26 protein-coding genes and 1 tRNA gene are annotated in these 23,566 nt (G+C 70.1%); 21 read left to right on the top strand and 6 right to left on the bottom strand.

What is annotated here, in order from left to right; translation table 11 throughout:
* Positions 1 to 29: 29 nt before the first annotated feature.
* From FFS15_RS18620 to der, 14 genes are all read left to right on the top strand, one after another.
* Entirely contained in the window at positions 30 to 185 is a 156-nt protein-coding gene (locus FFS15_RS18620) for a hypothetical protein (protein WP_171013138.1), read from the top strand.
* A complete protein-coding gene (locus FFS15_RS09055) occupies positions 182 to 982 on the top strand; it encodes a TlyA family RNA methyltransferase (RefSeq protein WP_137844692.1) in 801 nt (266 codons plus the stop codon). The genes FFS15_RS18620 and FFS15_RS09055 overlap by 4 nt, the downstream gene beginning before the upstream one ends.
* Entirely contained in the window at positions 979 to 1,917 is a 939-nt protein-coding gene (locus FFS15_RS09050) for an NAD kinase (protein ID WP_137844691.1), read from the top strand. Before FFS15_RS09055 ends, FFS15_RS09050 begins: the two co-directional genes overlap by 4 nt.
* A complete protein-coding gene (recN, locus tag FFS15_RS09045) occupies positions 1,914 to 3,605 on the top strand; it encodes a DNA repair protein RecN (RefSeq protein WP_137844690.1) in 1,692 nt (563 codons plus the stop codon). Before FFS15_RS09050 ends, recN begins: the two co-directional genes overlap by 4 nt.
* Positions 3,606 to 3,622: 17 nt before the next feature.
* A complete protein-coding gene (locus FFS15_RS09040) occupies positions 3,623 to 5,338 on the top strand; it encodes a CTP synthase (RefSeq protein WP_137844705.1) in 1,716 nt (571 codons plus the stop codon).
* 1 nt (position 5,339) lies between these two features.
* On the top strand, positions 5,340 to 5,936 hold the full coding sequence (locus FFS15_RS09035) for an NUDIX hydrolase (RefSeq protein WP_137844689.1): 597 nt from the start codon (positions 5,340 to 5,342) through the stop codon (positions 5,934 to 5,936).
* A 1-nt stretch (position 5,937) separates the two neighbouring features.
* Entirely contained in the window at positions 5,938 to 6,849 is a 912-nt protein-coding gene (xerD, locus tag FFS15_RS09030; RefSeq protein WP_137844688.1) for a site-specific tyrosine recombinase XerD, read from the top strand.
* Positions 6,850 to 6,913: 64 nt separating this feature from the next.
* Complete coding sequence (locus FFS15_RS09025; RefSeq protein WP_137844687.1) at positions 6,914 to 7,798, top strand: ParA family protein; 885 nt, start codon at positions 6,914 to 6,916, stop codon at positions 7,796 to 7,798.
* Positions 7,782 to 8,630 (top strand): ScpA family protein, encoded by an 849-nt coding sequence (locus FFS15_RS09020; protein ID WP_137844686.1) that lies wholly within the window; start codon positions 7,782 to 7,784, stop codon positions 8,628 to 8,630. Before FFS15_RS09025 ends, FFS15_RS09020 begins: the two co-directional genes overlap by 17 nt.
* Positions 8,620 to 9,213 carry an SMC-Scp complex subunit ScpB gene (gene scpB / locus FFS15_RS09015; RefSeq protein ID WP_137844685.1) on the top strand — a complete coding sequence of 198 codons (594 nt, stop codon included), beginning with the start codon at positions 8,620 to 8,622 and terminating at the stop codon, positions 9,211 to 9,213. Before FFS15_RS09020 ends, scpB begins: the two co-directional genes overlap by 11 nt.
* Positions 9,210 to 10,037: a pseudouridine synthase gene (locus FFS15_RS09010; protein WP_137844684.1), complete on the top strand. Its 828-nt coding sequence runs from the start codon at positions 9,210 to 9,212 to the stop codon at positions 10,035 to 10,037. Before scpB ends, FFS15_RS09010 begins: the two co-directional genes overlap by 4 nt.
* A gap of 14 nt (positions 10,038 to 10,051) precedes the next feature.
* Positions 10,052 to 11,194 (top strand): prephenate dehydrogenase, encoded by a 1,143-nt coding sequence (locus FFS15_RS09005; protein WP_137844704.1) that lies wholly within the window; start codon positions 10,052 to 10,054, stop codon positions 11,192 to 11,194.
* Positions 11,187 to 11,906: a (d)CMP kinase gene (gene cmk, locus FFS15_RS09000; RefSeq protein WP_137844683.1), complete on the top strand. Its 720-nt coding sequence runs from the start codon at positions 11,187 to 11,189 to the stop codon at positions 11,904 to 11,906. The genes FFS15_RS09005 and cmk overlap by 8 nt, the downstream gene beginning before the upstream one ends.
* Entirely contained in the window at positions 11,896 to 13,428 is a 1,533-nt protein-coding gene (gene der, locus FFS15_RS08995) for a ribosome biogenesis GTPase Der (RefSeq protein ID WP_137844682.1), read from the top strand. Before cmk ends, der begins: the two co-directional genes overlap by 11 nt.
* 267 nt (positions 13,429 to 13,695) lie before the next feature.
* On the opposite strand, the gene FFS15_RS08990 is transcribed toward der, so the two are convergent.
* Entirely contained in the window at positions 13,696 to 14,115 is a 420-nt protein-coding gene (locus tag FFS15_RS08990; RefSeq protein WP_137844681.1) for a GNAT family N-acetyltransferase, read from the bottom strand.
* Positions 14,116 to 14,146: 31 nt separating this feature from the next.
* Positions 14,147 to 14,638: a hypothetical protein gene (locus FFS15_RS08985; RefSeq protein ID WP_137844680.1), complete on the bottom strand. Its 492-nt coding sequence runs from the start codon at positions 14,636 to 14,638 to the stop codon at positions 14,147 to 14,149.
* A 154-nt stretch (positions 14,639 to 14,792) separates the two neighbouring features.
* Here FFS15_RS08985 and FFS15_RS08980 point away from each other — a divergent pair, with 154 nt between their 5' ends.
* Together FFS15_RS08980 and FFS15_RS08975 are read left to right on the top strand one after the other, a co-directional pair.
* Positions 14,793 to 17,273 carry an FAD-dependent oxidoreductase gene (locus tag FFS15_RS08980; RefSeq protein ID WP_137844703.1) on the top strand — a complete coding sequence of 827 codons (2,481 nt, stop codon included), beginning with the start codon at positions 14,793 to 14,795 and terminating at the stop codon, positions 17,271 to 17,273.
* A gap of 35 nt (positions 17,274 to 17,308) precedes the next feature.
* The gene (locus tag FFS15_RS08975) at positions 17,309 to 18,217 is read left to right on the top strand and encodes an NUDIX hydrolase (RefSeq protein WP_137844679.1); all 909 of its coding nucleotides are present in this window, start codon (positions 17,309 to 17,311) and stop codon (positions 18,215 to 18,217) included.
* Between the two features lie 8 nt (positions 18,218 to 18,225).
* On the opposite strand, the gene FFS15_RS08970 is transcribed toward FFS15_RS08975, so the two are convergent.
* From FFS15_RS08970 to FFS15_RS08960, 3 genes are all read right to left on the bottom strand, one after another.
* Positions 18,226 to 18,618, bottom strand: a complete 393-nt coding sequence (locus FFS15_RS08970; protein ID WP_137844678.1) for an RNA-binding S4 domain-containing protein — start codon at positions 18,616 to 18,618, stop codon at positions 18,226 to 18,228.
* On the bottom strand, positions 18,615 to 19,307 hold the full coding sequence (locus tag FFS15_RS08965) for a lysoplasmalogenase family protein (RefSeq protein WP_137844677.1): 693 nt from the start codon (positions 19,305 to 19,307) through the stop codon (positions 18,615 to 18,617). The genes FFS15_RS08970 and FFS15_RS08965 overlap by 4 nt, the downstream gene beginning before the upstream one ends.
* Positions 19,308 to 19,373: 66 nt before the next feature.
* Positions 19,374 to 19,961, bottom strand: a complete 588-nt coding sequence (locus FFS15_RS08960; RefSeq protein WP_137844676.1) for a GNAT family N-acetyltransferase — start codon at positions 19,959 to 19,961, stop codon at positions 19,374 to 19,376.
* A gap of 110 nt (positions 19,962 to 20,071) precedes the next feature.
* On the opposite strand from FFS15_RS08960, the gene FFS15_RS08955 reads away from it, so the two are divergent.
* The 3 genes from FFS15_RS08955 to FFS15_RS08945 all read left to right on the top strand — a co-directional run bounded on the left by FFS15_RS08955 (position 20,072) and on the right by FFS15_RS08945 (position 21,759).
* Positions 20,072 to 20,145, top strand: a tRNA-Pro gene (locus FFS15_RS08955).
* A 182-nt stretch (positions 20,146 to 20,327) separates the two neighbouring features.
* On the top strand, positions 20,328 to 20,567 hold the full coding sequence (locus tag FFS15_RS08950) for a helix-turn-helix domain-containing protein (RefSeq protein WP_137844675.1): 240 nt from the start codon (positions 20,328 to 20,330) through the stop codon (positions 20,565 to 20,567).
* A gap of 4 nt (positions 20,568 to 20,571) precedes the next feature.
* Positions 20,572 to 21,759, top strand: coding sequence for a site-specific integrase (locus FFS15_RS08945; RefSeq protein WP_137844674.1), 1,188 nt, complete (start codon positions 20,572 to 20,574; stop codon positions 21,757 to 21,759).
* A 15-nt stretch (positions 21,760 to 21,774) separates the two neighbouring features.
* Here FFS15_RS08945 and FFS15_RS08940 read toward each other — a convergent pair whose 3' ends face one another.
* Positions 21,775 to 22,056, bottom strand: a complete 282-nt coding sequence (locus tag FFS15_RS08940) for a hypothetical protein (protein WP_137844673.1) — start codon at positions 22,054 to 22,056, stop codon at positions 21,775 to 21,777.
* 95 nt (positions 22,057 to 22,151) lie between these two features.
* Here FFS15_RS08940 and FFS15_RS08935 point away from each other — a divergent pair, with 95 nt between their 5' ends.
* Positions 22,152 to 22,427, top strand: a complete 276-nt coding sequence (locus tag FFS15_RS08935) for a hypothetical protein (protein ID WP_137844672.1) — start codon at positions 22,152 to 22,154, stop codon at positions 22,425 to 22,427.
* Positions 22,420 to 23,388 (top strand): hypothetical protein, encoded by a 969-nt coding sequence (locus tag FFS15_RS08930; RefSeq protein ID WP_137844671.1) that lies wholly within the window; start codon positions 22,420 to 22,422, stop codon positions 23,386 to 23,388. Before FFS15_RS08935 ends, FFS15_RS08930 begins: the two co-directional genes overlap by 8 nt.
* Positions 23,389 to 23,566: the final 178 nt, after the last annotated feature.

Below are 23,566 nucleotides of genomic sequence, written 5' to 3'. Positions count from 1 at the left end.
CCGGGGGACTCACGCCGTATCCTGGGGCGATGGACCAGCCCGAGAACCGCGATGACAGCGATCTGCTGTCGTCGCTCGAAGTGATCGAAGGCCAGCCGCTGGCATCTCGCGCCGAGGCGTACGAGTCGTTGCACGACACGCTCGCGCGTCGCCTCGAATCCGCGCCCGGCGCCGCGCACTCGTGACGCAGCGCCTCGACGCGGCATTGGCTGCACGCGGGCTCGCGCGTTCGCGGACCCACGCGGCCACCCTCATCGCCGAGGGTCTCGTGAGCGTCGACGGTCGCGCCGTCGTCAAGGCCGCCACACCTGTCGGTGACGACGCGGTACTCGAGGTCGCGGTCGCGGACCATTATGTGAGCCGCGCCGCGCACAAGCTCCTGGCAGGCCTCGATGCCTTCGGCGTCGACGTCCGCGGCCGTGTCGCCCTCGACATGGGGGCGTCGACCGGGGGATTCACCCAGGTGCTGCGCGAGCGCGGCGCCGACCCTGTGATCGCCGTCGATGTCGGACACGGGCAGCTCGCGGCATCCGTCGCCCTCGACCCCTCCGTCATCTCGATCGAGGGATTCAACGTCCGCTACATGACCCCCGAGTCGCTGCGCGACGCGAGCGGGGTGGATGCCGCACCCGGCGTCGTCACCGGCGACCTGTCGTTCATCTCGCTCACGCATGTGCTGCCGGCCGCACGCGCGGTGGCAGCCCCCGACGCCGACCTGGTCCTCCTGATCAAACCGCAGTTCGAGGTCGGCCGCACGGCCGTGAAGGGCGGACTCGTGACGAATCCGACTCTGCGCGCCGACGCCGTCGCGCGGATCCTCTGGGCGGCGTGGGACGCGGGCCTCGGCACCTGCGGCATCGTCTCCTCCCCGATCGTGGGAACCTACGGCAATTCCGAGTACATCGCCCACCTCGCGCCAGGACGCGGGAGCAATCCGACAGAATGGTTGAGCACTGTGAACCGACTGACGGGGAGCCCATGACCGACGCCGAGCGCAGCATCCTCGTGGTGGCGCACGCCCAGCGCGCCGATACGGTGATCGCGGCCGAACGCGTCGTCGCGGCCCTGCGCGAAGCGGGCGCTCGCCCGGTGCTCGCGGCCGACGACCGGGCAGAGCTGAGCGCCGTGCGCGGATCGTTCGCCGACGTCGCGGTGCTGGGAGTCGATGTTCCCGTCCACGACGTCGAACTCGCGATCGTCTTGGGCGGCGACGGCACGATCCTGCGCGCGGCGGAGCTCGTCCGCGACGGCACGGCTCCCGTGCTCGGTATCAACATGGGGCACGTGGGCTTCCTCGCCGAGATCGAGCGTGACGACATGGACAACGCCGTGCGTCGCGTGATCGCGCGAGACTACGACGTCGAAGAGCGCCTCGCGCTGCAGGTTCGCGTGAAGGATGCCGACGACTCGCTGCTGTACGAGACGTGGGCGCTCAACGAGGCGACCGTCGAGAAGGCGAGCCGCGAGCGGATGCTCGAGGTCGTGATCGAGGTCGACGGCAGGCCGCTGTCCTCGTTCGGCTGCGACGGCGTCGTCGTGTCGACCCCGACCGGATCGACCGCCTACAACTTCTCCGCCGGCGGCCCCGTGATCTGGCCGACCGTCGAGGCGATCTCGGTCGTGCCGCTGTCGGCGCACGCCCTGTTCGCGAAGCCGTTGGTGGTCGGCCCCGAGCACGCGGTGGCGATCGAGCTGCTCGAGCGCACCAACGGGCTGGGCATCCTGTGGGCGGACGGCCGCCGCTCGCACGACCTGCCGGCAGGGGCTCGCGTCGTCGTGCGCCGCTCGGAGCGGCCGGTACGGCTCGCACGTCTGCACCCGGCGGCGTTCACGGATCGCCTGGTGCGCAAGTTCCGGCTGCCGGTGGACGGATGGCGCGGCCCCGCGTCTGCGGCAGAACCGGGGATCGCTCCGTGATCGAGGAGATGCGCCTGCGCGATCTCGGGGTGATCGCCGAGGCGACGCTTCCCATCGGGCCCGGCTTCACGGCGATCACGGGTGAGACGGGCGCCGGCAAGACCATGGTCGTGACCGGACTCGGGCTGCTGCTCGGCCAGCGAGCCGATTCGGGCGCCGTGCGTGCGGGGGCCGCCCAGGCGACGGTCGACGGCGTCTGGATCATCGCCGACGACGGGCCGGTCGCCGACCGCGTGCGCGAAGCGGGCGGTGACCTCGAGCCGATCGGCGACGGGCGGGCAGAGCTGTTCGTCGGCCGCTCGATCTCGAGCGAGGGTCGGGGCCGCGCGTCGGTCGGCGGCCGGGCGGCGCCCGCGGGGGTGCTCGCCGACCTCGCCGACGATCTGGTGGTGGTCCACGGCCAGTCCGACCAGCTGCGACTGCGCTCCGCGGCGGCGCAGCGCGACGCGCTCGACCGCTTCGGCGGCGAGCCGGTGCAGTCCGCCCGCGCCGACTACCGCGCCGCCTACGAGCGCTGGCGTTCCGCCGATCGCGAGCTCGCCGAGCTCGTCGACGACCAGGTTTCCCGCGCGCGTGAGGCGGCCGATCTGCGCGCGCAGCTCGCCGACATCGAGCAGGCGGCGCCGGTGGCGAACGAAGACACCGAGCTCGCCGTCCGTGCGGAGCGCCTCGCGAACGCGGAAGAGCTGCGCACGGCCGCGGCGACAGCGCACGACGCGCTCTCGGGCGACGGCGACGGGCCGGATGCCGGCGCCCTCCTCGCCGACGCCCGGCGAGCGCTCGAGCGCGCCCACGATCCGGCTCTCGAAGACCTCGCGGCGCAGGTTGCCGACCTCGGCTACCGCGTCGCCGACGTCGCGGCCGGCCTTGCCGGCTACCTCGCCGACCTCGACGAGTCCGGCCCGCACGAGCTCGCCGCCGTGGAGGAGCGCCGCGCGGTGCTGTCGGCTCTCGTCCGCGCGCACGGCTCGCTCGACGCGGCCCTCGCACTGCTCGACACCGGCTCCGCGCGACTGGCCGAACTCGACGATGACGGCGATCGGATCGATCGCCTCCGCGAAGAGCGGGATGCCGCGGCATCCGTCCTCGATGGGTGCGCCATCGCCCTCACCGATGCCCGCACCGCGGCGGCAGAGCGACTGGGCGCCGCCGTCACCGAAGAGCTCCGCGCCCTGGCCATGCCCGACGCGCGACTGAGCGTCGCGGTCACGCCGGGTGCCGAGACCGCGTCGGGGCGCGACGACGTGGCGATCCTGCTGTCGCCGCATGCCGGCGCGGATCCGCGGCCGGTGTCGAAGGGCGCGTCCGGCGGAGAACTCAGCCGCGTCATGCTCGCGATCGAGGTCGTGATCGCCGCCGTCGACCCGGTTCCGACCTTCGTCTTCGACGAGGTGGATGCCGGCATCGGCGGAGCAGCGGCGATCGAGGTCGGCCGCCGCCTCGCGCGGCTGGCGCGCTCGTCGCAGGTGATCGCCGTGACCCACCTCGCGCAGGTCGCGGCCTTCGCCACCAACCACCTGAGCGTGGTCAAAGCCGGCAACGGGTCGGTGACGGCATCCGATGTCCGACGCCTGGAAGGCGCCGATCGCGAAGCCGAGATGGCCCGATTGCTCTCGGGAATGCCGGATTCGGATGCCGCGCTGACCCACGCCCGGGAGTTGCTCAGTCTCCGCACCGCCGACCACTGATAGGATAAAAGCCCGTGATGCAGACTTCTGGTTCTTTCCGCGGCGATACTCCGAACGACACCACCAAACACATCTTCGTGACCGGTGGTGTCGTTTCCTCTTTGGGCAAGGGCCTCACGGCCGCCAGCCTCGGCAACCTCCTCACCGCGCGGGGCTTGCGCGTCGTGATGCAGAAGCTCGACCCGTACCTCAACGTGGATCCGGGAACCATGAACCCGTTCCAGCACGGCGAGGTCTTCGTGACCGACGACGGCGCCGAGACCGACCTCGACATCGGCCACTACGAGCGCTTCCTCGACATCGAACTGAGCCAGGCCGCCAACGTCACGACGGGGCAGATCTACTCGCAGGTCATCGCGAAGGAGCGCCGCGGCGAGTACCTGGGCGACACCGTGCAGGTGATCCCGCACATCACCGACGAGATCAAGCGCCGCATGCGCCTGCAGGCCGACGAGACGCCGAAGCCCGACGTGATCATCACCGAGATCGGCGGCACGGTCGGCGACATCGAGTCGCAGCCGTTCATCGAGTCGGCGCGCCAGATCCGTCACGAACTGGGGCGCAACAACGTCTTCTTCGTGCACGTCTCGCTCGTGCCCTTCATGGGCGCTTCGGGCGAGCAGAAGACCAAGCCCACGCAGCACTCCGTCGCGACGCTGCGGTCGATCGGCATCCAGCCCGACGCGCTGGTGCTGCGCAGCGACCGGCCCGTCACCGAGTCGAACAAGCGCAAGATCGCGCTCATGTGCGACGTCGACGAGGGCGCGGTCGTCAACGCGGTCGACGTGCCGAGCATCTACGACATCCCCACCATGCTCAACGAGCAGGGACTCGACGAGTACATCGTGCGGGCGCTGGGGCTCACCCAGGCAGCCGAGGTGGACTGGTCGCGGTGGGAGCGGGTGCTCCAGGCCGTGCACAACCCGAAGCACGATGTGACGATCGGCCTGGTCGGCAAGTACATCGATCTGCCGGACGCCTACCTCTCGGTCACCGAGGCGCTCAAGGCCGGCGGCTTCGCGCAAGAGACCAAGGTCGCGATCACGTGGATCCCGTCCGACACGTGCGAGACGCCCGAGGGCGCTGCCAAGGCGCTGAGCGGCGTCGACGGCATCATCGTGCCGGGTGGCTTCGGCATCCGCGGCATCGAGGGCAAGCTCGGCGCGCTGCGCTTCGCGCGCGAGCAGGGCATCCCGACGCTCGGCATCTGCCTCGGCCTGCAGTGCATGGTCATCGAGTACGCCCGCAACGTCGTCGGCCTCGAGGGCGCATCCTCGAGCGAGTTCGAACCAGACACCGCGTTCCCCGTGATCGCGACGATGGCCGAGCAGGTCGACATCCTCGAGCACGGCGACATGGGCGGCACGATGCGGCTGGGGCTGTACCCGGCCGATCTCGCCGAGGGATCGCTCGCCGCCGAGGTTTACGGATCCGACCGTGCGCTCGAGCGGCACCGGCATCGGTACGAGGTCAACAACCGCTATCGCGACCAGATCGCCGAGGCGGGGCTGTGGTTCTCGGGCCTGTCGCCCGACCGCAACCTCGTCGAGTACGTCGAGCTGCCGCGCGACGTGCATCCGTACTACATCGCCACGCAGGCGCACCCCGAGCTGCGCTCGCGCCCGACCGACCCGCATCCGCTCTTCCGCGGGCTGATCGCGGCAGCCGTCGAGCGTCACCGCTCGAGCGAGCTGTTCGACGTCGAGCCCTTCGACGAGCTCGGGAACGGCTGACGTGGCGTCGGAGGAACTCCGCGACGAGCCCGTGTCGGCCGACGTGCTGCACAGCGACCTCGTGTACGAGGGTCGCGTGTGGGACGTGCGGAATGATCGGGTGCGCTATGGCGACGGCGAGATCGTCCGCCAGTACGTCGTCCACCCGGGGGCTGCGGCCATCGTCGCGGTGGATGCCGAGAACCGCGTCCTGCTGATCCAGCAGTATCGGCATCCGATCCGACACCGCGATTGGGAGATCCCCGCGGGGCTCCTCGATGTCGCCGGTGAAGAGCCCCTCGAGACGGCGCGGCGGGAGCTCGCCGAAGAGGCCGACCTCGCGGCGTCGTCGTGGCAGCCGCTCGTGAGCATCTTCACGACTCCCGGCGGCAACGACGAGGTCGTGCACGTCTTCCTCGCCCGCGGCCTCTCGCACGTGGGCGAGGTGCACGCGCGCGAGGCCGAGGAGGCCGATATCCGCGTCGAGTGGGTGGCGCTCGAGGATGCCGTCGCCGGCGTGCTCGCCGGGCGCCTCCGCAACGGCATCCTCGCCGTCGGCGTGCTCGCCGCGGCCGAGGCGCTGCGCGGGCCTGCGGCACCGGAGGCGTCCGGAGACTGACATGCGGCTCGAGCGTGCGGTGGACTCCTACCTTCGGCACATCTCGATCGAACGCGGGCTCTCCGAGCACACGGTCGCGGCCTATCGGCACGATCTCGCGGGATACATCGCCTGGCTCGGGGGTCAGGGCGTCGACGACACGGGCGGAGTGACGGCGGACCTCGTGGCGGCCTTCGCCGCCGAGCGGGCGGCGGCCGAGCCCGCGATCGCGGCATCGAGCCTCGCCCGCCTGCAGTCGTCGGTGCGCGGGCTCCACCGCTTCCTGGCGCGGGAGGGCATCGAGACCGATGACCCGACGGCGCGACTGCGGCCGCCGAAGCAGGCGCAGCGGCTGCCGAAGGCTCTCACGATCGATCAGGTCGAGAAGCTGCTCGAGGCCGCCGGGGGAGCGGAGCCCGGCGACCTGGTCGGCATGCGCGACCGCGCCCTGCTGGAGCTCCTGTACGCCACCGGCGCCCGGGTGTCGGAGATCGTGCAGCTCGACGTCGACGACCTCGCGCACGGCGACGTGCTGCGCGTGCGCGGCAAGGGCTCGAAGGAGCGCATCGTTCCGATCGGCTCGTACGCGCGCGCCGCCGTCGACACGTACCTCACGCGTGCCCGGCCCGAGCTCTCGCGGCGGGGGCGTGCGACGCCGCGGCTCTTCCTCGGGGCGCGCGGGGCGCCGCTTTCGCGCCAGAGCGCGTGGCTCGTGATCCGCGCGGCCGCCGAGCGCGCCCACCTCACCGCCCACGTGTCGCCGCATACGCTGCGTCATTCGTTCGCCACACACCTGCTCCAGGGCGGTGCCGACGTGCGCGTCGTGCAGGAGCTCCTCGGGCATGCGTCGGTCGCGACGACCCAGATCTACACGCACGTGTCGGTCGATGCGCTGCGCGATGTGTACGCGACCTCGCATCCGCGGGCCCGCTGATCCCGGCGGGACGGGCCCGCGTGGCTAGAATCGAGCGAACACAGCCGCGAAGTCAGGAGAGTCTGTGACGGGCAGCAAGCGGGGCGCGACGAAGCCCTCACAGGACGAGACCCCGATCGGTCCCACCGGGCGTCCGTACCACGGCTTCCCGACCCCTCCGAAGCTCGACGGCCACGGACCCGCGCGCATCATCTCGCTGTGCAACCAGAAGGGCGGCGTCGGCAAGACGACGACGACCATCAATCTGGCGGCAGCTCTCGCCAGCTACGGCCGCAAGGTGCTCGCCGTCGACTTCGACCCGCAGGGTGCGCTGTCGGCCGGTCTCGGCATCCAGACCCACGAGATCCCGACGATCTACGACCTGCTGCTCGACGGAAAGCGCGACCCGCACGACGTCGTCGTCGAGTCCCGCGTGCCGAACCTCGACGTGATCCCGGCGAACATCGACCTGTCGGCCGCCGAGGTGCACCTGGTCAACGAGGTCGCGCGCGAGCAGACGCTCTCGCGCGCGCTGCGCAAGGTCGCTCCCGACTACGACGTCATCCTCATCGACTGCCAGCCCTCGCTCGGCCTGCTGACGGTCAACGCGCTGACGGCGAGCCACGGCGTGGTCATTCCGCTGGAGTGCGAGTTCTTCGCGCTCCGCGGCGTCGCGATGCTCATCGAGACGATCGACAAGGTGCGCGATCGCCTGAACCCCACGATCACGCTCGACGGCGTGCTCGCCACGATGTACGACGCCCGCACGCTCCACTCGCGCGAGGTGCTCGAGCGGGTCGTCGACGCGTTCGGCGACGACGTGCTCGAGACGGTCATCGGGCGCACGGTGAAGTTCCCCGACGCCTCGGTGTCGGGCATGCCGATCACCGAGTTCGCGCCCGAGCACGCGGCTGCCCAGGCCTACCTGCGGCTGGCGCGGGAGCTGGTCGCCCGTGGCGCCGTCGCCTGACGAGAGCCCCGCGTCCGACGAAGGGCGGTCCCTGAGCGAGCGTGAGCGAGACGAAGGGTTCCGCGTCTCGCTGTCGAACTTCGACGGGCCGTTCGACCTGCTGCTGTCGCTCATCTCGAAGCACGAACTCGACATCACCGAGGTCTCGCTGTCGCTCGTGACGGCCGATTTCATCGCGCACCTGCGCGCGCTCGGACCCGACGAAGACCTCGACGAGGCCTCGGAGTTCCTCGTGGTCGCGGCGACCCTCCTCGACATGAAGGTCGCGGGGCTGCTGCCGCAGGGCGAGCTCATCGACGCCGAGTCCGTCGCCCTCCTCGAGGCGCGCGATCTGCTGTTCGCCCGCCTCCTGCAATACCGCGCGTTCAAAGAGGTCTCGGCCTGGTTCGAGCGCTCGCTGCGGCGCGAGGACCGGCGGCACGTGCGGGCGGTGCGGCTCGACGAGAAGTACCGCAATGCCGTGCCCGAGCTCGTCTGGACCCTCACCGTCGACGACTTCGCCGCGCTCGCGATCCTCGCGATGACGCCGAAGGAGATCCCCCATGTCGGGCTCGATCACCTGCACGCGCCGCTGGTCAGCATCCGTGAGCAGGCTGCGATCGTCGTGACGCTGCTTCGGGATGCCGGTGCCTTGAGCTTCCGCGAGCTGGTCGCCGGTGTCACGCAGCCCGGCGTCGTGGTGGCGCGATTCCTCTCGGTGCTCGAGCTCTACCGCCACGCCGCCCTCTCGTTCGAGCAGCTCGAGCCGCTCGGCGAGCTGACCCTCCGCTGGAGCGCGCAGCGGTGGTCGGACGAGAACCTCGCGACCCTGGGAGCCGACTATGACAGATGACGCCACACCGCCGGAGCAGACGCCGACGGCCGACGTCGCCCGCCGTCTCGAGGCGATCCTGCTGATCGTCGACGAGCCGCAGAGCCTCGTGAGCCTGGCGACCGCGGTCGCCGCCCCCGTGCCGGCCGTGCGGCAGGCGGTCGAGACGCTCGTCGCCGACTACGACGGACGCTCTGGCGGCCCCCGCCGCGGCTTCGAGCTGCGCGAGGTGGGCGGTGGCTGGCGGCTGTACGTGCGCGAGGAGCATGACGACCTCATCTCGGAGTTCGTCAACGCGCAGGCGCCGTCGCGGCTCTCGCAGGCGGCGCTGGAGACCCTCGCGGTCATCGCGTACAAGCAGCCGGTCACGCGCGGGCAGGTGGCATCGATCCGTGCGGTCAACGTCGACTCGGTCGTCCGCACGCTCCTCTCGCGGGGCCTCATCACCGAAGTCTTCACCGACGCCGAGACCGGCGCCATCAACTACGGCACCACCGACGCGCTTCTGGTGAACCTCGGCATCAACTCGCTCGACGAGCTGCCGCATATCTCACCGCTGCTCGACGACGGCACCGACGGATTCGAAAGCGAGGTGCGTCGATGAGCGATGCAGAGAACACCGAGGGCGTGCGGCTGCAGAAGGTGCTCGCCAACGCGGGCGTCGCCTCGCGGCGCGTCGCCGAGCAGCTGATCGTCGAGGGCCGCGTGCGCGTGAACGGCGAGGTCGTGAGCGAGCTGGGCTCCCGCATCGACCCCGAGAACGACCTCGTCGACGTCGACGGCACCGCGGTGCAGCTCGATCAGTCCAAGCGCTACGTCATGCTCAACAAGCCCACCGGCGTCGTGAGCTCGATGAAGGACGACCGCGGGCGCCCCGACCTGCGTCGCTTCACGCAGGAGTGGGAGGAGCGCCTCTACAACGTCGGGCGATTGGATGCCGAGACGAGCGGTCTGCTCGTGCTCACCAACGACGGTGAGCTCGCCCACGTGCTGGCCCACCCCTCGTTCGGGGTGACGAAGGTCTACATCGCGAAGGTCGACGGGCGGGTGACGGCCCAGACCATCCAGAAGCTCATCCGCGGGATCGAGCTGGAGGACGGTCCGATCGCCGCCGACAAGGCGCGACTGCTGTCGGCATCGGCGAACTCCACGAGCGGCCAGGACGAATCGCTGGTCGAGCTGACGCTGCATTCGGGGCGCAATCGGATCGTCCGCCGCATGCTGGCGGCGGTCGGACACCCGGTGGTCGAGCTCGTCCGGCGCCAGTTCGGGCCGCTCCACCTGGGAACACTGCCAGCCGGGCGTGCACGCGAGTTGACTAAAGTGGAGCGGGGCGCGCTGCTGACTCTCGCGCGCCAGGCCGCGCAGGACGACACCGTGCGCCGTGACAGCACCGCCGATCCGCGGAGCGACCAGGAGACCCAGTGACCGAATCCCCGGCGATCGCCGCGCGCGAGAACGACGCCGCGCGTGCGCGCGCCGTCGACGCTCCGCTCGCGGCACGCGTGCACGGCACCGTGCGCGTCGTCGGGGCAGGACTCCTCGGCGCGAGCATCGGGCACGCGCTGAGCGCTCTCGGCGTCGACGTCGCGCTCGCCGACACGTCTCCGTCGCAGCTGCGGCTGGCCGTCGATTACGGCGCAGGCCGGACAGCCGCCGAGGGCGACGACCCAGTGCTCGTCGTGGTGGCCGTGCCGCCGGATGTCACCGCCGACGTCATCGAGCGTGAGCTCTCGCACTACCCGAACGCCGTCGTCACCGACGTCGCGAGCGTCAAGCTCGAGCCGCTGCGGACGCTCCAGGCCCGCGGCATCGACCTCGCCCGCTACATCGGCTCGCACCCGCTCGCCGGGCGTGAGCGGGGCGGTGCGATCTCGGCCCGCGCCGACATCTTCGTGGGCCGCCCGTGGGTCGTCTGCCGCGACGGCGAGACCTCGGCATCCGATCTCGCCCTCGTCGAAGGCCTCGCCCTCGACCTCGGCGCGACGCCGCTCGAGATGTCTCCCGAAGACCACGACCGCGCCGTCGCGCTCGTCTCGCATGTGCCGCAGCTGGTCGCGAGCCTGCTCGCCGGCCGTTTCGTCGACGCGCCCGACGGGTCGCTGCGCCTCGCCGGCCAGGGCGTGCGCGACACGACGCGCATCGCGGCATCCGCCCCCGAGCTCTGGGTGCAGATCCTGGGCGCCAACGCCGAGCCCGTCGTCGACGTGCTCGACGCGCTCGCCGCCGACCTGTCGTCGGTCGCGGATGCCCTCCGCGCCCCCGAGGCGCCTGGAGCGCGCCGTGCCGTCGCCGACACGATCCGCCGCGGCAACGACGGCGTCGAGCGCCTGCCCGGAAAGCACGGGCAGAACCGCCGCTTCGAGCAGGTGGTCGTCATGGTCGACGACACCCCCGGTCAGCTGGGGCGCCTGTTCGGCGAGCTCGGCGAGCTCGACGTGAACGTGGAAGACCTCCGGCTCGAGCATTCGCCCGGCGCGCAGTTCGGCCTCGCCGAGATCAGCGTCGTGCCCGGTGCCGTCCGCCGTGCTGTCGACGGGCTCGAAGCCCGCGGCTGGAAGATTGCGAGTACCACCAATGACTGACCTCACCACCGCCACGACGACCGACACGATCGTCGTCGCGATCGACGGACCTGCCGGCAGCGGCAAGTCGAGCGTGTCGAAGCAGGTGGCCCGCCGCCTCGGCTACGGCTACCTCGACACCGGCGCCGCGTACCGGGCCCTCGCGTGGCACGCCCTGAAGCACGGCATCGACACGTCCGACTCGTCGTCGGTGCTCGATGTCGCCGGCGACTTCGACGTCGACATCTCGCTCGACCCCGACCGCTACCGCGTGCGGGTCGGCGGTGTCGACGTGACCGACGCGATCCGCGAGCCGCGCGTCGCCGAGGCCGTCAGCGGCGTCGCCCGCGTGCCTGCCGTGCGGCAGGCGGTCACCGCGATGTTCCGCGCGATGGTGGCGGCATCCGATCGCCCGGGTGTCGTCGTCGAAGGACGCGACATCACGACCGTCGTCGCCCCCGACGCGCCCGCGCGCATTCTCCTCACCGCGCACCCCGACGTGCGCGCCGCGCGGCGCAGCGCCGAGACGACGGGCCAGGATGCCGCGGCCGTCGCCGCCGCGCTCCACCGCCGCGACGCCTCCGATTCCGCGGTGGTCGACTTCCTCACCGCCGCCCCGGGCGTCGCGGTCGTCGATTCCACCGACCTCGACTTCGACCAGACCGTCTCCGCGGTGCTGGACGTCATCCGCACTGCGGTGCCTGCACACTCTGGAGCGAACGATGGCCGCTGACGACCGCGACGACGAATACGAAGGCGGCCCCGACCGCCTCGCAGAGAGCCTCGCCGATCTTGACGAGACCCTTGCCGAGCAGCGCGCCACGGCGCTGCGCGCCGGCCTCGCCGACTACGAGCTCGACGATGAGGATGCCGCGCTCCTCGTGGGCGTCGAGCTCGGCGAAGACGGCATCGAGTATCTGCCGGCCCTGCCGGTGGTCGCGATCGTCGGCCGCCCGAACGTCGGCAAGTCGGCGCTCGTGAACCGCATCCTCGGCCGCCGCGAGGCCGTCGTGGAAGACACTCCGGGTGTCACGCGCGACCGCGTGACGTACAAGGCCGAGTGGATGGATCGCCGCTACACGATCGTCGACACCGGCGGCTGGGAGCCCGACGCGCGCGGCATCGACAAGTCCGTCGCCGCTCAGGCCGAGATCGCGATCGACCTGTGCGACGTCGTGCTGTTCGTCGTCGACGCCATGGTCGGCGCGACCTCGACCGACGAGCAGGTCGTGAAGCTGCTGCGCAAGAGCGGCAAGCCCGTCTTCCTCGTCGCGAACAAGATCGACGACGCCCGCCACGAGCCCGAGGCCGCACCGTTGTGGAACCTCGGCCTCGGCGAGCCGCACCCGGTCTCGGCCATCCACGGCCGCGGCGTCGCCGACCTCCTCGACGAGGTCATGAAGGTGCTGCCGACGGTGTCGGCCGTTGCCAAGCAGGAGATCGGCGGCCCGCGCCGCGTCGCGATCCTCGGCCGCCCGAACGTCGGCAAGTCGTCGCTGCTGAACAAGGCCGCGGGCGAAGAGCGCGTCGTCGTCAACGAGCTCGCCGGCACCACGCGCGACCCGGTCGATGAGATCGTCGACGTCGGCGGCAAGCTGTGGCGGTTCGTCGACACCGCCGGCATCCGTCGTCGTGTGCACCTTCAGCAGGGCGCCGACTTCTATGCGTCGCTGCGCACGTCGGCCGCGCTCGAGAAAGCCGAGGTCGCCGTCGTCGTCCTCGACGTGAGCGAGCCGATCAGCGAGCAGGACGTGCGCATCATCGACCTCGTGCTCGAGTCGGGCCGCGCGCTCGTGCTCGCGTACAACAAGTGGGATCTGCTGAACACGCCCCACTACGAAGACATCGAGCGCCGCCGCTACCTCGAGCGCGAGATCGAGCAGGACCTCGCGCACGTCGCGTGGGCGCCGCGCGTCAACATCTCGGCGCGTACCGGGCGTCACCTCGAGAAGCTCGTGCCGGCTCTCGAGACCGCGCTCGACTCATGGGACAAGCGCATCCCGACGGGCAAGTTCAACGCATTCCTGTCGGAGCTCGTCGCCGAGCACCCGCACCCGCTGCGCGGTGGAAAGCAGCCGCGCATCCTGTTCGGAACGCAGGCCTCGACGCGTCCGCCGACGTTCGTGCTCTTCACGACCGGGTTCCTCGACCCGGGCTACCGCCGGTTCATCCAGCGGCGCCTGCGCGAGATCTGGGGCTTCGAGGGCACGCCCATCGTCGTCAACATGCGGGTGCGCGAGAAGCGCCAGCGGTAGCAGGTTCGGTTCTGAGGGAGCGGATGCCGAGGGTTCGGCATCCGCTCCCTCGCCGCTTCGCGGGGCGGCGCGCGCCCTCCTGCCGTTCCGCGTTCCGGCCTTCCCGGCGGCGAGACGACGTAGATTGCTGCCCGATGGCGTTCGGAGTGCCGTCTGCGTCATCTCGGGGGTGGGATGCCGGGCGACGACGGGCCGAGACGACGCAGAGTGTCGGCTAAGCGGCGGCCACGCCGCAATCTGCGTCGTCTCGGCCGCTGACCGAGCCCCTCACCGCTTCGCGGGTGCGGCGCGCCGCACCATCGCCGTCTGGTCGGGCTCTTCGAACCCGAACTCGGCGTACAGGGTGTGCGCGTCGCGCGTGAAGAGCGTCCAGCGGAAGTCGTGCCCCGGACCCTCGTCGATCATGCGCGCGAGCAGGCGCCGCCCGAGGCCCGCGCCCTGGTGCGGCTCGGCGATGTAGACGTCGGCGAGGTAGGCGAAGCCGATCCCGTCGCTGACGGCGCGGGCGAAGCCGATCTGCGCGCCGGTGTCGGCGCGGTACACGCCCACCACGCGCCAGGCGCCCGCGATCTGCGCCTCGATCTCGTCGCGGCCGCGCCAGCGGCCCCAGTAGGCGTTGGCCGAAAGCCACTCCCACACCACGTCGCGCTGGATCCGCGCGGGGTCGTCGTCGATGTCGTAGTCCATCGACCCATTGTGGCGTCACGGTGACGCGTGGTCAGGGAGCCGCTTCCGGGTCGGTGGCCCGCCCGCGCTCGCCCCACAGGTCGAGCATGATGCGCTCGTTGAGCGGGCTGGCGGAGACGCCGCCGGGGTCATCGAGTGCGTCCCACAGTTCCTGCGCGGGGATTCCCTCAGGCAGGCCGCCGTAGTAGTCGCGGAAGGCGTATGCGCTGCGGGTGAGATCCGGGTCGTCGAGCTTTCGCAGCCAGCGTTGCTCGGCCCGGTCTCCGATCAGCCACCACGTCGCGACGCCGCCGATCAGCCCGAGGGTGATCGGCGCGATCCAGGCGAGCGGATACCGCAGCGGGTCGAGCCCGAGCGAGTTCACCCACGGCGCACCGATGAGGTAAGTCAGCGTCGTCAGAAGAGTGCCGACCACGATCCCGGCGGTGACCGCCAATATCTCGGTGCGGCGCTTCGCGGCACGCGCACGCTCGACGTCGGCCTCGCGCCCGGGCCGCACCAGCCGGAATCCTTCGACGAACATCGCGCCTCCGTTCTGGTTCGACGATAGTCAAGCCGCGTGCATGAGCTCGACCGGCGACCCGTTCGCGGGACCTTCGGCCCTGTCGTCGACGGCCGCCAGTCGTAGCCTCGTGTGGTCAGACCACATCGCGCTGGTCTGCGGAGGAGGAAACCTCATGAAGATCGTGATCGTCGGCGGAGTCGCCGGAGGCGCATCGGTCGCGGCGCGGGCCCGTCGGCTCGACGAGTCCGCAGACATCGTCGTGCTCGAGCGGGGGGATTACGTGTCGTTCGCGAACTGCGGACTCCCGTACCACATCGGCGGCGTGATCTCCGATCGCAGCCGTCTACTGCTGCAGACGCCCGAGAGCCTGCGCGATGCGCTCGACCTCGACGTGCGAACCGGCAGCGACGTGATCGGGCTGGATCCCGCCGCGCAGACCGTCACCGTGCGCGAAGGGGCGACGGGGCGCGAGTACACCGAGTCGTACGACGCGCTGGCGCTGTGCACGGGCGCGGAGCCCGTGCACCTCTCGCTTCCCGGCGCAGACCTGCCGGGCATCCACGTGCTCCGCAACATCGAAGACATGGATGCGATCAAGCAGCGCCTCGACAGTGCCTTCGCGGCGGCGGGGGCCGCCGGTCGCGCGCCCCGGGCGGTCGTGATCGGCGCCGGGTACATCGGCCTCGAGATGGCAGAGAACTTCCGTCACCGCGGTGCGGAGGTCGCCGTCGTCGAGATCGCCGATCAGATCCTGCCGCCGCTCGACAAGGAGGTGTCGATTCCGGTCGAGCAGCACGTGCGTGGCCGGGGCGTGGAGCTGCACCTGGGAACGGCGGCGGCAGCCTTCGCCGCGGTGCCGGCAGGCGGCATCCGCGTGGAACTCAACAACGGGACGGTGCTGGATGCCGACCTTGTGATCATGTCGGCCGGCGTGCGGCCGAACGCCGCGCTCGCGACCGGGGCGGGACTGGCGATCGGCCCTCGCGGCGGCGTGGTCGTCGACACGCATATGCGCACGTCCGACGCGCACATCTGGGCCGCCGGCGATGCCGTCGAGACAGCGCACACGGTGCTTCCCGGCACCTGGGTCACACCGCTCGCCGGACCCGCGAACAGGCAGGCGCGCGTCGCCGCCGAGAACATGTGCGGCAGAGACACGGAGTACCGCTCGACCCAGGGAACGTCGGTCGTGAAGGTGTTCGAGATGACCGCCGGCGCGACCGGCGCCACCGAGCGGCAACTCGAACGCGCCGGCCTCGACTTCCGGACGGTGCACGTCCATCCGTCGGGCCACGCCGGGTACTACCCCGGAACGGCGATGATGCACATCAAGCTGCTCTTCACACCCGACGACGGCCGAATTCTCGGCGCGCAGATCGCGGGCTTCGACGGCGTCGACAAGCGGCTGGATGTCTTCGCCACCGCGATCCGTCTCGGCGCCACCGTGCGTGATCTTGAGGAACTCGAACTCGCCTACGCGCCGCCGTTCGGCTCGGCGAAGGACCCGGTCAACATGGCGGGGTTCGTCGCCTCGAACGTGCTGCAGGGCGACCTCGTGCTCTGGTACGCGAAAGACTTCCCCGAGGCGGTCGCCGGAGCCCGCATCATCGACGTGCGCACGCCGGAGGAGTATGCGATCTGGCACCTTCCCGGCGCCGAGAACGTCCCGCTCGCGACGATGCGCGTGGCGCAGGTGTCGTGGGATCGTGCGGTCCCGATCCGCCTGTACTGCGCGGTCGGGTTCCGCAGCTACCTGGCGTACCGGCTGCTGATCCAGAACGGCTTCGAGGATGTCGCGACGCTCTCGGGCGGATCCACGACGTTCCGCTTCTGGCACGATCTCGAGCCGGTGTCGACGGCATCGAAGCCGGCCGAGATCGCCTACGCCGAGTCGGTCGACCTCGTGAAGGACGTGCATGGCACGGGAACGGTCGTCGATCTCGACTGCACCGGCCTCGCGTGCCCCGGTCCGATCATGAGGCTCGCGCAGACGATGGACGAGGTCGCGGTCGGCGACGACGTCGTGGTGCACGTCTCGGACCCCGGGTTCGCCTCCGACGGTCCGGCGTGGGCTGCCACGAAAGGCCACGAACTGCTGTCGATGCAGCCCGAGGGTCCGGGCTACGTCGCCGCCTTCCGCAAGCGCGATGCGGCAGCATCCGCCTCGAAAGCCGTCGCGACGCTCGACCAGGTGTCGTTCGTGGTGTTCTCCGGTGACATGGACAAAGTGCTGGCCGCGTTCATCATCGCCAACGGCGCCCTCGCGATGGGCCAGAAGGTCGCGATGTTCTTCACGTTCTGGGGCCTGAACGCACTGCGACGCGAGGATCCGCCTCGGCGTGAGCGCAAGGCTCTCGAGCGCATGTTCGGCCTGATGATGCCGTCCGGCCCCGACCATCTGCCGCTGTCGCAGATGAACATGGCAGGCATGGGGCCGGCCATGATCAAGCATGTGATGCACCAGCACTCGGTGCACACGGTTCCTGAGCTCATCGACGCCGCATTGCAGGGCGGCGCGCGGATCATCGGCTGCACGATGACGATGGATCTGCTCGGCATCGCCGAGAGCGACCTGCGCGACGGCATCGAGCTGGGTGGGGTCGCCACCTTCCTCGGCGAGGCGCACAAGTCCGGAACGACCCTGTTCATCTGAGCGAGCGGGCACCCGCCGTGTGTCAGGCTGGCGGGGTGAGCATCGAGCCTCCGACACCCGGCGAGCCGCGGCGTCCGCACGGACCCCGCGACCCGGGCGACGCGTGGGTGATCGCGCCGACGGGGGAGCGGTACTGGGGGCGATTCGGGGCGGCGGGGCTGCTCGCGCTCGATCCCGAGCGCGGTGTGCTGCTGCAGCATCGCGTGTCGTGGAGCCACTTCGGCGACACCTGGGCGCTCCCGGGCGGCGCGCGGAACGAGGGCGAGTCGGCGTGCGACGGCGCCCTGCGCGAGGCTGCGGAAGAGGCGGGCGTGCCGGTCGCTGCGATCCGGCCGCGGGTGATGAGCGTCCTCGACCTCGGCTACTGGTCGTATGCGACGCTCGTCGGAGACGTCGTCGTGCCGTTCGAACCGACGATCAGCGACCCCGAGAGCCGCGAACTCGCGTGGGTGCCGGTCGACCAGGTGGCGCAGCATCCGCTCCATCCGGGGTTCGCGTCCTCGTGGGATGGCCTGCGTGATCTGCTGGCGGTGCGGCCGGCGATCGTCGTCGATGTCGCGAACGTCGTCGGGTCGGTGCCCGACGGGTGGTGGCGCGACCGGGCGGGCGCTGCCGATCGGCTGATCGCGCGGCTGGACCGGCTTGTCGGTGCGGGCGTGGCGGCCGAGGCGCTCGACCTGCCCGCGCAAACGTGGTTCCCCGAGATCGTGGCCGTCGTCGAGGGTCAGGCACGCGCTGCGGGCGACGGCGCGACCGTCGAGGTTGTTCGCGCCGAGGCATCGGGCGACGACGAGATCGTGGCGGTGACGGCACGGCTGGTCGCCGCCGGCCGCACGACCACCGTTGTGACGAGCGATCGCGCGCTGGGGGATCGGGTGACGGATGCCGGTGCCGGCGTGCGCGGCACGCGCTGGCTGCTGGACCTGCTCGACCTTCTGCCCTGAAGCCCCGGCTACTCGTCGTCGTCGGAGTTCGCCGAGCGGCCGCGCAGCTTGTCGATGTCGCGGCGCTCGCGTTTTGTCGGGCGCCCCGCGCCGCGGTCGCGCATCGGGACGAAGGCGGTGAGCTCGCGGGGCGGGGGCGGCGGCGTCTGATCGTCGACGGCTGCGGCGGCGAGGGTCGCCCCCACGCGCTTGGTGATCGTCTGCTTGACGACGAGGATGCGGTCGAATCCGGCGATCCGTACGCGCAGCTCGTCGCCCGGTCGCACGGGCTGCGCGGCCTTCGCCTTCTCGCCGTTGACCCGCACATGCCCCGCGCGGCATGCGGTCGTCGCAGCCGACCGAGTCTTGTAGACGCGGACCGCCCACAGCCACGCATCGACGCGCGCTGCGCCCTCGCTCACGGCTGGGCTCCCGCCTCCGCGGTGCTCTCCGTCGTGGGGAGCCGGTGCGCTGCGACGATGACGCCGTAGGCGATGAGGCCCTGCCCGAGGCAGTACGTGAGCATGACGAGCGGACTCGTCCAGTCGGGCATCGCGTCGGGCATGAAGAGCCGGAAGGCCAGGATCGTGTCGGAGGCGAGGAAGAATGCGCCGCCCCACGCGATGAGGGGATGACAGCGGGATGCCGCCACCGCGGTGCCGCCGAGCACGAGGCCGTACAACGCCACGGCGATGAGCAGCCCGCCCAGGTGCGGTGCGAGCACGGCCAGCAGCACGACGTACCACAGGGCGTAGACGATCGCCCATGGGGGCACGCGGCGCACCGGCAGGATCCGCCAGAACAGCCAGATGTACAGAAGGTGCGCGAGGCCGAAGAAGAGCAGCATCATCGGCACGGTGGGAAGGTTCGCGAAGAACGACCCGGCGGCATCCCCGAGCCACGACAGCGCGATCGCGCCGAGCAGCAGCGCCCAGATCGGCCATGTCGTCACCCAGCGCAGGTCGCGCCGGCCCCACAGCACGGCGACGGCGAGGAGTGGCATCAGCAGCAGCTTGGTGAGGCCTGCGCGTTCGGGAGCGAGCGCCAGCGCGCCGACGTGGACGAGCGAGACGATGACGTAGGGGACGAATCCGAGCCAGAGCCGGTGCATGGTCCTCCTCGTCGAGCGCGCGGTAGACAACATCGTCGCACGTCCGGGTGTGCCGCCCGTACCGTGTCAGGGCGCGAGGTCGAGCGCGACGATCGCGAGGTCGGGGCGCGGGCGCGCCACCTCGCGGAATCCCGCCGCCTCGAAGGTCGACACCACGCCGTGGAACAGCTCGCTCGACGACTTCGTGCGGCCGCTCGCCGGGTCCTTCGGATACCCCTCGACGACACGCGCGCCGTTCATGCGGGCGTAGTCCACGGCCGCGTCGAGCAGAAGGGCGTTGAGGCCGGCGCCCCGGTGTTCGTTGCGAACGACGAAGCAGCTGACCGCCCACACCGCCTCGTCGTCCCACGGCTCTTCCGAATGCGCGACGAAGCTCTTCGTGCGGCCGAGGCGGACCTGCCGCGTGCGCGGGCCGACCCGCACCCACCCGGCCGGCTCACCGTCGACATACGCGATGAGCGCGGGCGGGGGGCCGGTCTCGATCTCGGTGCGGAGCAGCTCCGCTCTGTCGTCGCTCGTGGTGCGCTGCCACTCGGCGTTCGTGATGGTCCACCACTGGCACTGGCAGCTGCGGCCGTCCCCGCCGCCGGTGAGTGCGTGCTCGGCATCCGCAAGCCGGTCGCCCGTCGCGGGCTCGATCGTGATCTCAGCCATGCGGGCACGCTACGCCGTGTCGCCGACACGCGCGACGGTGCGACACGCGTTCGCGCGGGCTCCGGTGACCGGGTAGGATGGGGGAGTTGTCCGCGCGAAAACACGGGCATCGGGATGTGGCGCAGCTTGGTAGCGCACTTGACTGGGGGTCAAGGGGTCGCAGGTTCAAATCCTGTCATCCCGACTGGAAAGTCCCGGGAACCTGAGGGTTCCCGGGACTTCTTAGTTGGTGAGATGTGACCACGTCACCGAAAACCTACCGAATTGACCTCGCCGCGAACGTCGTGCGCCGATTGTCCTCGATCGTTGCGGCTCCGCTGCGGTTGCCCCCGGATGGCCGGGCGGCGCGCTGCGTACCTCTTGGATATGGATACCGAGAACAGCCTGTCGCTCGAGCAGTTTGGGCTCGAGAAGCTCTTCAACATCAACGAGCTCGCGGACTATCTCCGTGTTCCGGTGTCGACCATCTACGAGTGGCGGACGAAGGGGCGTGCGCCTCGTGCGCACCACTACGGCAAGCACCTTACCTTTGCCGCTTCCGATGTGAAGGCTTGGGTCGACGCGCAGAAGGAACCCGAGCCGCTGCCACCGACGCAACGGCGGTGATCCGATGAGCCGGGAGCGTCTCGCGGTCGGCACTTTCGGCGAGATTGGATTTCTGCCTGCGCCAGGCGGTCGGGTCATCGCTCGTGCGCGCTTTCGGGATTGGGATGGAAGGACGCGTCAGGTTCAGGCCACGGCGGCTTCCGAGGCTCTGGCCGAGCGCGCTCTGAAAGTGAAGTTCTCGACTCGCAGCCTCTTCCAGCCCGCGACATCGTCACTCACTCCCGACAGCCTGTTCTCACATCTCGTGGACTACTGGCTTGAAGACCTGGATCAGGAGGGCCGTCTCTCCACGACGACACGGCAGCTGTACGAGCGCAACATGCGAACCCTCGTCATGCCGGCTATCGGCAATCTGACGCTACGGGAGATCGGCGTTGCGCGCTGCGATCAACTCCTCAAGCAGTTGAACAAGCGGAGCTACAGCCGAGCAAAGCATGCTCGCGTCGTGCTTCGCTTGGCGTTCGGCCTCGCCGTCCGTCACGAGGTCCTGCCGCGCAATCCGGTGGACCATGTCGCTCGACTGAATCGGCAGACCACTACGCCCGACGCACTGACCCCGGTCGAAGTAATGGCGATCCGCACGGCGATCGCCGTGTGGGAGAGCGGTCGCGCGATCTCAGGACCGAAGCCGGATGGACAGCTCAGTGGAATCATCGAGGTCATGCTCGGCACCTCCGCCAGAATCGGCGAGGTGCTCGCAATTCGACGTCGCGACGTTGACATCACGAGCGCGGTGCCGTCCATTCGCATCACGGGCACGATCGTCAGCAATAGAGGGGAGCCGACCCAGCGGCAGGATCACCCGAAGACCGCGAAGTCGCGTCGCACCATCGCGATTCCGACGTTCACGGCCGAGGCCGTCCGCCTGCGTCTGGCTAGTCTCAACGATGCGTCGCTGGACGCGCTGCTCTTCTGCAGCCGGGAGAGCAACCCGTTGACCACGAACAATGTGAGGCGCCAGCTTCGACGAGTCATGGAGATCGCCGGGATCACGGGAGTCACGCCGCACGCATTCCGCCGCACGGTCGCGACAGCGATCAACGAACAGGCGGGCGTAGAGCTTGCTGCAGAGCTGTTGGGCCACACGGATCCCAAGATCACCGTCCAGCACTACATTCGGCGAAACGAGATGGTGAACCCCTCCACGGCCGAGATGCTCGACCGCGCGTTCGCCAAGGATCAGCCGACGTGAGAAGGCGGCCTGTGGTCACTGCGCTTGCTCCGCGGCGCCCCAACTCGCGATCGGCCCGCCGCTCGGGCCGTGGTTCCGCAGAAACTCGTTGTGGACCCGCTCGCACGCGAGGCGCAGGGTCGATGACCAGCCGATGACCTCGTCCCGGAAGCTGGCTCGGTAGCGCACGTCAGTGGCGCTCACTCGAAGGAGCTCGATGACACCGTACACGCGGTCGAACCCGTCGACCATGTTCCACGTGCCAGTGGGACCTTCCTGCGCTGCGAGCAGCGGGTGCCATCGACGCGGTTCGGCCATTGGGCATCCTCCTCCGGCCGCACACGCATGAGAGTAGTCCGACCAACAGACATCGCCGCGCGAGCTGTTGGGCGCGTGACGCGCACCTTCCTGCCATGAGCGATCGTGAGCGCGCTGACGCCGTCCTGGAGCACGTGGCTGTGCTCGCGTTCCTGTATTACCCCGGCATCGAGGCGGACGATCCGAGCTACAGCCTCGCCGACGACATCGACTGGTGTCTCGCGCGGCTCGGTGACGTGTCCGACACCGAGCGGGAACGGATCGGTGCGCTCTTCGCGCGAGCGATCACCGACCCGACCGCGACGCGCGAGGAGCTGTTCACAGCTCTGGTTGAGCTCGACGGCCTTCTCGCAGTAGACCACCATGAGTGACGCGCAGCCGAGCGATGAGGAGCGGGCAGCGCGCCTGGCCGCACAGCGGAAGGCTTGGAACGACGCGCACCCAACGTACTACGCGGAATACCGTGAGAGGAATCGCGAGGACATCCGCCGGAAGAACCGCGAGCGGGAGCGGGTTCGTGCTCAACGCGAGCGGGAGGAGAAGGCGCGCCGCAAGAAGGGGATCGATCGCGCAAGAGCGTGGGCAGCGGAGCACCCGGAGGAGCGTCACCAAGCCCGCGAGCGCTACAAGCAGAAGCACCCGGAGACTTACAAGCAGGCGCAGCGCGACTACTACCACCGCAATCGCGACGCGATCGCTGAGCGCCGGCGTGCCCGTGAGGCTGCTGACCCCGAGAAGGCGAACGAGGCGCGACGTCGCGCGGTCGACCGTGCCCGGGCTGCCGGCCGCGACCCGGCGTGGTCGCCCACTCCTGACCAACGCGCGACGTATCGTGAGCGGGAGAACGAAGCAAGGCGCATGCAGCGTCGCCGTGCTCGTGCCGGGTTACCCGAGCGACGGCGTCACCGGGTTCACGCGCCGGAACGACGTCACAACGATGCCGCGGCGGACGCCTTCTTCGCGCAGAAGCGGACCGGTGCGGACATCGCCCGAATCAGAGATCAGGACGATCCGACCCCTCCGGATCTGGTGCACGCGTGGCAGGAGCGTTCGGAGAACCGACGTGTCGCGCGCGAGATCCTAGCGATCGCCGATGAGTACTTCGCCGATCATGAGGTTGAGCTGCGGGCGAGGGTCGCCGAGGTATCCCGCGCGCGGTTCCGGGGCGGGATGCTGCCCCTCGACGTCTACACGGAGCCACGCCGTCACGCTCTCGAGTTCGCAAGTCGGGGCTATCTCCGCGCCAACGCGGCCTCCCCGACATCCTCGCTGCCGATCTTTCGCTGGCTCACGACCGATTACGCCGAACGGCGACCCGACATCACGCTTTGATCGATCCCTCAGTGGTCGAGGCCCTCGGGAGTGTTGACGGCGCTCCCGACTTCTGCGCTTTGTTCGGGCTTGTCTCGGCGAGGGCGGAAGGCAATCCATAGACCGCAGCGGCGACAGACGTGTGCGGCTCCGCCGTTGAGAGCGTGTACTTTTCGTCGCGGCAGAACTCTGCCGCAAC

Source organism: Microbacterium sp. 2FI (assembly GCF_005502885.1).
Lineage (GTDB): Bacteria > Actinomycetota > Actinomycetes > Actinomycetales > Microbacteriaceae > Microbacterium.
This window is presented reverse-complemented; position numbering and strand designations above follow the sequence as displayed.